The organism is Thauera sp. 63, assembly GCF_000310165.2.
Lineage (GTDB): Bacteria > Pseudomonadota > Gammaproteobacteria > Burkholderiales > Rhodocyclaceae > Thauera > Thauera humireducens.
Map to the genome: position 1 here is coordinate 82,445 of NZ_AMXC01000013.1, position 7,507 is coordinate 89,951.

6 protein-coding genes are annotated in these 7,507 nt (G+C 67.8%); 3 read left to right on the forward strand and 3 right to left on the reverse strand.

Features of this window, described 5'->3' with window-relative positions:
- The first annotated feature begins 4 nt into the window (after positions 1-4).
- Entirely contained in the window at positions 5-1,225 is a 1,221-nt protein-coding gene (locus C664_RS12590) for an osmoprotectant NAGGN system M42 family peptidase (RefSeq protein ID WP_004260764.1), read from the forward strand.
- Positions 1,226-1,245: 20 nt separating this feature from the next.
- On the opposite strand, the gene C664_RS12595 is transcribed toward C664_RS12590, so the two are convergent.
- From C664_RS12595 to C664_RS12605, 3 genes are all read right to left on the reverse strand, one after another.
- The gene (locus C664_RS12595; protein WP_004260767.1) at positions 1,246-2,277 is read right to left on the reverse strand and encodes a TRAP transporter substrate-binding protein; all 1,032 of its coding nucleotides are present in this window, start codon (positions 2,275-2,277) and stop codon (positions 1,246-1,248) included.
- 83 nt (positions 2,278-2,360) lie between these two features.
- Positions 2,361-3,071 carry a fumarylacetoacetate hydrolase family protein gene (locus C664_RS12600; RefSeq protein WP_004260771.1) on the reverse strand — a complete coding sequence of 237 codons (711 nt, stop codon included), beginning with the start codon at positions 3,069-3,071 and terminating at the stop codon, positions 2,361-2,363.
- Between the two features lie 11 nt (positions 3,072-3,082).
- The gene (locus tag C664_RS12605; protein WP_004260774.1) at positions 3,083-4,960 is read right to left on the reverse strand and encodes an FAD-binding monooxygenase; all 1,878 of its coding nucleotides are present in this window, start codon (positions 4,958-4,960) and stop codon (positions 3,083-3,085) included.
- A 144-nt stretch (positions 4,961-5,104) separates the two neighbouring features.
- On the opposite strand from C664_RS12605, the gene C664_RS12610 reads away from it, so the two are divergent.
- Both C664_RS12610 and C664_RS12615 read left to right on the forward strand, forming a co-directional pair.
- Positions 5,105-6,070, forward strand: a complete 966-nt coding sequence (locus tag C664_RS12610) for a LysR family transcriptional regulator (RefSeq protein WP_004260776.1) — start codon at positions 5,105-5,107, stop codon at positions 6,068-6,070.
- Positions 6,063-7,280 carry an MFS transporter gene (locus tag C664_RS12615; protein ID WP_004260779.1) on the forward strand — a complete coding sequence of 406 codons (1,218 nt, stop codon included), beginning with the start codon at positions 6,063-6,065 and terminating at the stop codon, positions 7,278-7,280. The genes C664_RS12610 and C664_RS12615 overlap by 8 nt, the downstream gene beginning before the upstream one ends.
- Positions 7,281-7,507: the final 227 nt, after the last annotated feature.

Below are 7,507 nucleotides of genomic sequence, written 5' to 3' on the forward strand. Positions count from 1 at the left end.
ACGCATGAACGAACCGCGCCATCCGCACGCGCTGGAGATCGACTACGCCTACCTCGAGGAAACCCTGCTGCAGCTGCTGGCCATTCCGAGCCCGGTGGGGCTGACCGATGCCGTGGTGCGCTACACCGCCGGGCGCTTCGCCGCGCTCGGCATTCCCTACGAGATCACCCGCCGCGGCGCCATCCGCGCCACGCTGAAGGGGCGCGAATCTCAGCCGGCGCGCGCGGTGGTCGCCCACCTCGACACCCTGGGGGCGATGGTGAAATCGCTCAAGGCCAACGGCCGGCTGGAGATCGTGCCGATCGGCCACTGGTCGGCACGCTTCGCCGAAGGCTCGCGCCTGACCATCTTCACCGACGGTGGCCAGGTGCGCGGTACCTGTCTGCCGCTGAAGACCTCGGGCCATGCCTTCGGCGGCGAGATCGACACCCAGCCGGTGGGTTGGGAGCACGTCGAGGTGCGGGTCGACCTGCCGGCCGAGGACCGTGCCGCGCTCGACGCCGCCGGGCTCAATGTTGGCGACTGGATCGCCTTCGACCCCCAGCCCGAGATCCAGCCCGACGGTTACATCAACTCGCGCTACCTCGACGACAAGGCGGCGGTGGCCGCGCTGCTGACCGCGTGCAAGGCGATCCGCGACCAGGGCCTCGCGCTGCCGGTGGACGTGCATCCACTGCTGACGATTACCGAGGAGATCGGCTCCGGCGCCTCGGCGGCGCTCCACGGCGACATCGCGGAGATGGTGAGCCTGGACATTTCCATCGCCGCGCCCGGGCAGAACACCTCAGAGCACGCGGCCACCATCTGCATGCAGGACATGTCGGGCCCCTTCGACTACCACCTCACGCACAAGCTCATCGCGCTCGCAAAGGAGCAGGGCATCGCCCATCGGCGCGACATCTTCCGCTACTACCGTTCGGATTCCGCCGCCGCGGTCGAGGCCGGTAACGACATCCGCACGGCGCTGATCGGCTTTGGCGCCGACGCCTCGCATGCGCAGGAACGCACTCACCGCGACGCGCCGGTGGCGCTGACGCAACTGGTGATCGCCTACATGACCAGCGAGCCGGTGGCGCGACGCGACTGCCGGTCCATGGGTTCGCTCGACGGCTTCACCGAGCAGCTATGCCCCGGCGACATGCTGGTGCCGAGCACGCCGCTGCCGGTACCGGAGTCCTTTCTCGGCGATCCGGTGCAGCAACAGACGGACTCCGAGCGGCACTGAGGGCCGCTCGGGCGAAGGCGTTATCGCGAGTACTTGTCGACCAGGGCGACGGCATCCTCGTACAGCTTCTGGCCGTCGGCGCCCTTGGCACTCGTTTCCTTGATCCACTCGTCGGTCACGGGCCGGGCAGCGGTCTGCCAACGCGCCATCTCGTCTGCGGGGATCGTGTAGACGGTGTTCCTGGCGTCGGTTGCCAGCTTGCGGCCGACGGTGTCGGCCTCGGCGTGCTGGACGGCGACCCACGCCGAGAACTCGCGGCCGCTGTTGTCGTCGATGACCTTCTGCAGATCGGGCGGCAGGCTGTCGTACTTCTTTTGGTTCATGACGTAGATCATCGTCGCGGTGGTCAGGGTGCGTGCGCCACCGGGCTCGCCGTGGAACTGCGTGAGTTCGTGCGTCTTGGTGGCCGGCACCACTTCCCACGGCACCAGCGTGCCGTCGATGACACCCTTGGACAGGCTTTCCGCCATCTGCGGTACCGGCATGCCGACCGGCGTCGCGCCCAGCGCGGCCAGCAGCTTGTTGCCCAGCCGGGAGGGCGCGCGCACCTTCAGGCCCTTCAGGTCGTCGAGCGTGTTGACCTGACGGTCGCGGGTGTGGAGCACGTTGGGACCGTTCACCCACACGGCCAGCGGCTTGAGGCCGGCGAATTCCTTGGCCGAGTGGGACTGCACGAAGTCCCACATCGCGCGCGCGGATGCCTCGTGGTTCGTCGTGACGAAGGGCAGTTCGAACACCTCGGAGGTCGGGAAACGGCCGGGGGTGTAGCCCGGCAGGGTATAGACGATGTCGGCCACGCCGTCGCGCACCTGGCTGAGCAGCTGTGGCGGCGTGCCGCCAAGCTGCATGGCCGGATAGATCTGGCACTTGAGCCTGCCCTGCGACTCCGCCGCCAGCTTGTCGCACCAGGGCGCGATGACCTTGGTGTGGATCGGCGCCATCGCCGGCAGCAGATGCGCGACCTTGATCACGATCGGCTCGGCCTGGGCGTGGGCCTGGAGCGGCAGTGCCAGGGCGGCGAAGGTGCAGAGCACGGTGGTACGAAATTGCATGGAAGTGTCTCCTCTGTCGGGGGCGGGTTTCAGGCCCGCTGTGTTGTGTGTTCGTACATTCGCGGCGCAGCGGCTAGGGCTGGTTATTCCGGCTCGCCGATCTGCAGCGTGATATCGCCCACGCCTTCGATGTGGCCCTGCAGGCGGTCGCCCGGCTTGACCGCGCCGACGCCTTCCGGCGTGCCGGTGTAGATCAGGTCGCCGGCCTGGAGGTGGTAGAACTGCGACAGGTCGGCGATCAGCTCGCGCAGGTTCCAGATCAACAGCGACAGATCGGCCGATTGCCGCGTCTGGCCATTGACCTGCAGTGCGATGGCGCCCCGGTCGAGCACGCCGAGTCCGGCAGCAGGCACGATTTCGCCGCAGATCGCGCCCTGCTCGAAGTTCTTGCCCAGGTCCCAGGGGCGGCCCTGGTCACGGCCGGCCTTCTGCAGGTCGCGGCGGGTCATGTCGAGGCCGGCGGCATAGCCATGGATCAGCCTGTCCGCCTCCGCTTCGGCGACGCGGAAGCCGGCGGCGCCGATGGCGACGACCAGCTCCATCTCGTACTGGTAGTCCTGCGTGCCGGGCGGGTAGGGCACGGTGGCGCCCGACTCGACCAGGCTGCCTGCGTCCTTCATGAAGTAGAAGGGGCGCATCGTCGCCTTGTCGATCGGGTTGCCCATCTCGATGGCGTGGGCGTGGTAGTTGCGTCCGACGCAGAAGATGCGCCGGACGGGAAAGCGGGCATCGCAGCCTCGAACCGGAAGCGAAGGGGTGGGTGCCGGGGACCACAGGTAGCGGATGCCGCTCATCAATACCTCGCTCAGTGACGATCGATCAGGAAAGCCGCGAAGAATGCCGTCAGCGCGTCGTGTGCGTCCAGCGGCAGCACGTTGGCGACGTATTGATCGGGGCGAACCACGACGATCGCACCTTGCGCACGGTCGATGCCGCGCAGCTCGAAGATGTCCTGGCCGCTCTTGAGGTCGGGCGCGAAGGCTTTCTCGTAGTCCAGCAGCCCGAAGCGGCCCTTGGGCGGCAGCAGCATCGTCGGCAGCTCGTCCACCTTGAGCTCGCGGTGGTATTGCTGGAACACCGCGCGCACATCGATGACGCTGTCGGGGTCGGCGCCGGTCGGGGTGAAACGGCGCACCGGCGAGTCGGACGAATCGGCAAGGAAGTCCATCAGGGCGCGCAGCCGGGTGCCGCTGGCATCGGCGAAGGCGTAGATGCGCCAGGCGGCATCGGCGCGGGCGACGTGACCCAGCTGCATCGGCTTGGCGTCGGCCAGGCGCACGACCGGCGCCGAGTGAAAGCGCGTGCCGATGGTGAAGCCCGTGGCCAGCGCCTGGTGCGTGTCGGGCGCGGTCAGCACCGTGGAAGGCGGATAGTGGGTGGCCATGCCGGCAGTGAAGCGGCCCGACTTGACGAAGTAGGCCTGCAGCTCGGCGGGGTCGACGCCGCCGCGTTCGGGATGCGCGGGGTCCTTCGGCGGCGAGGCCATGATCTTCGACCACTCACGATCGAAGTCGATGAGGCCCTGGGCGATCGCGTGGCGCTCGGTCGAGTAGGTGCGCAGCAGCTCGGGCCTGGCGCGCCCCTCCAGCACCGAGATCAGCTTCCAGCCCAGGTTGAAGGTGTCCTGCATCGACACGTTCATGCCCTGGCCGGCCTTGGCGCTGTGGGTGTGGCAGGCGTCGCCGGCGATGAACACGCGGGGCAGGCGCGAGCCGGCGTGCTCGGGCAGGACGTCGTCGAAACGGTCGGTGACGCGCTGGCCGACCTGATACACCGAGAACCACACCACGTGACGCACGTCGAGCGTGTAGGGATGGAGCACGCGCTGGGCGGTGGCGATGACCTGTTCCTGCGTGATGTCGCGGATGGCGTCGCGATTGTTCGGATCGACTTCGCCGAGGTCGACGTACAGCCGCACCATGTAGCCGCCTTCACGCGGAATCAGCAGGATGTTGCCTTCGTCGGCGGACTGGATGGCCGACTTCAGGCGGATGTCGGGGAAGTCGGTGACGGCCAGCATGTCGACCACGCCCCAGGCGTGGTTGGCGAAATCGCCGTGCAGTTTCGCACCGATCGATTCGCGCACCTTGCTGCGGGCACCGTCGCAGCCGACGACGTACTTCGCGCGGATCGTCTTCATGATGCCCGTGTTGACGTCGCGCAGCTTGACCTCCACCGGATACTCGCCCTCGGCATCGACCTTCAGCGCGTCGAACTCCAGGCCATAGTCGCATTCCAGGCGCGACGGCGACTTGCGCATGTAGTCGAGCAGCATCTGCTGCAGGCGGGCCTGGTTGACGATGAGATGCGGGAACTCCGACAGGCCATCCTCGACGTCCTGCACGCGGCCGGTACGGGCGATCTTGTTGCGATCGTCCGGCGACGGGCGCCAGAACACGGTCTCGTTCACCCAGTAGCCTTCGCGGACCAGCTCCTCGGCCAGGCCGAAGGCCTGGAAGGTCTCGACCGTGCGGCAGGCCACGCCATCCGCCTGACCCAGTTCGAGCGGACCGTTGCGGCGTTCGACGAGACGGGTGCGAATCCCGGGGAAGGACGACAGCTGGGCCGCCAGCAGCGCGCCGGCGGGACCGCTACCGATGATGACGACGTCGGCGGTCTCGGGCAGGGCGGCATCCTGCAGGGTGGGGTCGCCGGGCTTGTAGCCGTTCAGATAGAACTGCATGGTGTGTCTCTCCGATGGATCAGTGTGCTTATTGCTTTCATCAAGCAAATTTAGGTGGCTGCGACTTTATCGATCGGACAGAATTCAATCCATGCAATGAATTGAATAGCTCCGATTCGATAATCGAATAAATTTCAGCCCCTCATGAACCCCAACTCCCTCGACATCCGCTTGCTGCAGGTCTTCGACGAGATCTACAAGACACGCAGCGTCAGCCGCGCAGCCGACCAGCTCGGGCTGGGGCAGCCGCAGGTCAGCATCGCCCTCGGCAAGCTGCGCCAGCATTTCGGTGATCCGCTGTTCGTGCGCATTGCCGGCAGCATGGAGCCGACGCCGCTGGGCGAAGAGCTGGTGCAGCCGATCCGCAAGGCGATCGATGCGCTCAACGTCGCGCTCGGCCATCGCAGCGTGTTCGACCCGGCGACGGCGCAGCGCAGCTTTCGCATCGCGATGACGGACATCTCGCAGTTCGTGCTGCTGCCGCGCCTGTGGGCGCACGTGCGCAGCCTGGCGCCCGGCGTGCGTATCGAGGTGTTCAACCTCACGGCCGACACGGCGCACATGCTCGAGGCCGGCGATGTCGACCTGGCGCTGGGGTTCATGCCGCAGCTCGATGCGGGTTTCTACCAGCAGTCGTTGTTCCGTCAGCACTATGTCTGCCTGGCAAGCGCCGAGCATCCGCGACTCCGCGACGGCCTCAGCCTTGCGCAGTTCGAGGCCGAGGATCATGCGGTGGTGACGACGTCCGGCACGGGGCATCTGTACATCGACCGCGAGGTCCTGCGGCAGAAGGTCATGCGCAAGGTGGCGCTGCGTATCCCCAACTTCATCGGCGTGTCCTTCGTCATCGAGCAGACCGACCTGCTGGTCATCGTGCCCAGCCGGTTCGGCGAGATGCTGGCAGAGCGCGGTAGGGTCCGCTGCTATCCGGTGCCGTTCGCCTTGCCCCGGTACGCGGTCAAGCAGCACTGGCACGGGCGTTTCCACCACGAGCCCGGCAATCGCTGGCTGCGGAGCGTGATTCGGGAACTGCACGGTGAGCGGAGCGGCGACGAGGAGCTGATGCCGGCCGCGGACGACGGAGGAAACCGGGGAGAGGCGGATGACTGAGTCGACGCGGAGCGTGTCCGCCACGCACTGGCTGGCGGTATCCGCCGCGCTGCTGTGCGGCGTGGCGATTGCAGCCAACGTGGGCAAGGTTTCGATCATGATCACGGCGCTGCGCGATGCCTTCGGCCTGAGCCTGGTCGAGGCGGGCTGGTTGTCGTCGGCGATCAACGTGCTGGCGGTTTCGGTGGCAGTGGTGTTCGGTCTCTCGGCCGATCGGATCGGCGGCTTGCGGCTGTGCCTCGCGGGCATCGGCTTCGGCGTTGCGGGCGGTGTGGGCAGCGTGCTGGCAACGAGCTTTCCACTGTTGCTCGCGGCGCGCGTGGTCGAGGGCGCCGCCTATATCGCGGTCGCTGTGTCGGCGCCGATCCTGCTGTCGGCGGCCAGCCGGCCGGCGGACCGGCGCTTCGTGCTGGGGGTATGGGCGGCCTACATGCCGGCGGGCATCGGTCTGGTGATGATCGCGGCCCCCATGCTGCAGGGCGTCGGCGGCTGGCAGGCGATCTGGTGGTTCGCGATCGCGCTGCTTGCGGCAGGCGGGGCGTCGGTGTGGTGGCAGCGCCGGCACTACCATTTCGCCGAAGCGCCTGTCGCAGACGATGGTGCGCTGGCCGTCGCCCGCGAGGTGATGCGCCAGCCGCTGGCGTGGGTCCTTGGCCTGCTGTTCGCCACCTGGTCGGTGCAGCACTTCACCCTGATCGTGTGGCTGCCCACCTTCCTGCGCGACCAGCGCGGGCTGGAGATCGGCTGGGTCGCGCTGCTGTCCTGCGTGATGGTGCTGGTGAATGTGCCGGGCAACGTCATCGGTGGGGCACTGCTGCGGCGCAATGTGGCGCGCGGCAGGCTGCTGGTGCTGGGCAGCGGGTTGAGCGGCGTGTGCATGTATGCCGCCTTCTCGCCGACGCTGTCCGATGGCCTGCGCTACCTCGCCTGCCTGGGCGTGTCCTTCATCGGCGGCCTGATCCCGTCATCGATCCTGTCGGCCTCGACCGTCATCGCCCGTACCTCGCGCCAGATCGGCACTTTCCAGGGCCTCAACATGCAGATCTCGAACCTGGGCCAGCTGCTCGGCCCCCCGTTGCTGGCGGCGCTGGTGGCCAGCCGCGGCAGTTGGGAAGGGGCCGTGGCGCTCCCCGTGGGGGCGGCCGTGGCCGGCGTGGTGCTGGGCATCGTGGCGTGGCGGCTGGAGCGCGCTTACCACAGCGTGCCGTAGTGCGGAACCGGCGCCGAAGTGGGCGCAGGGTGGCGCATCCCCGGGGAGTGTCGCGGTGCGTCTTCGCGTTCGTCTGGCACCAAAACTGCTTGGTCCTGTGAGAACCGCACTAAGGAGACTTCAGCCATGCCCCCCCAGAAAGGCGCGCGCGGACCGACGCGTCCGCCCCTGCCCGACGCCGCGCTTGCCGCGGCCCGCGCCGCGATCGGCGGCGAGACTCCGCGCCG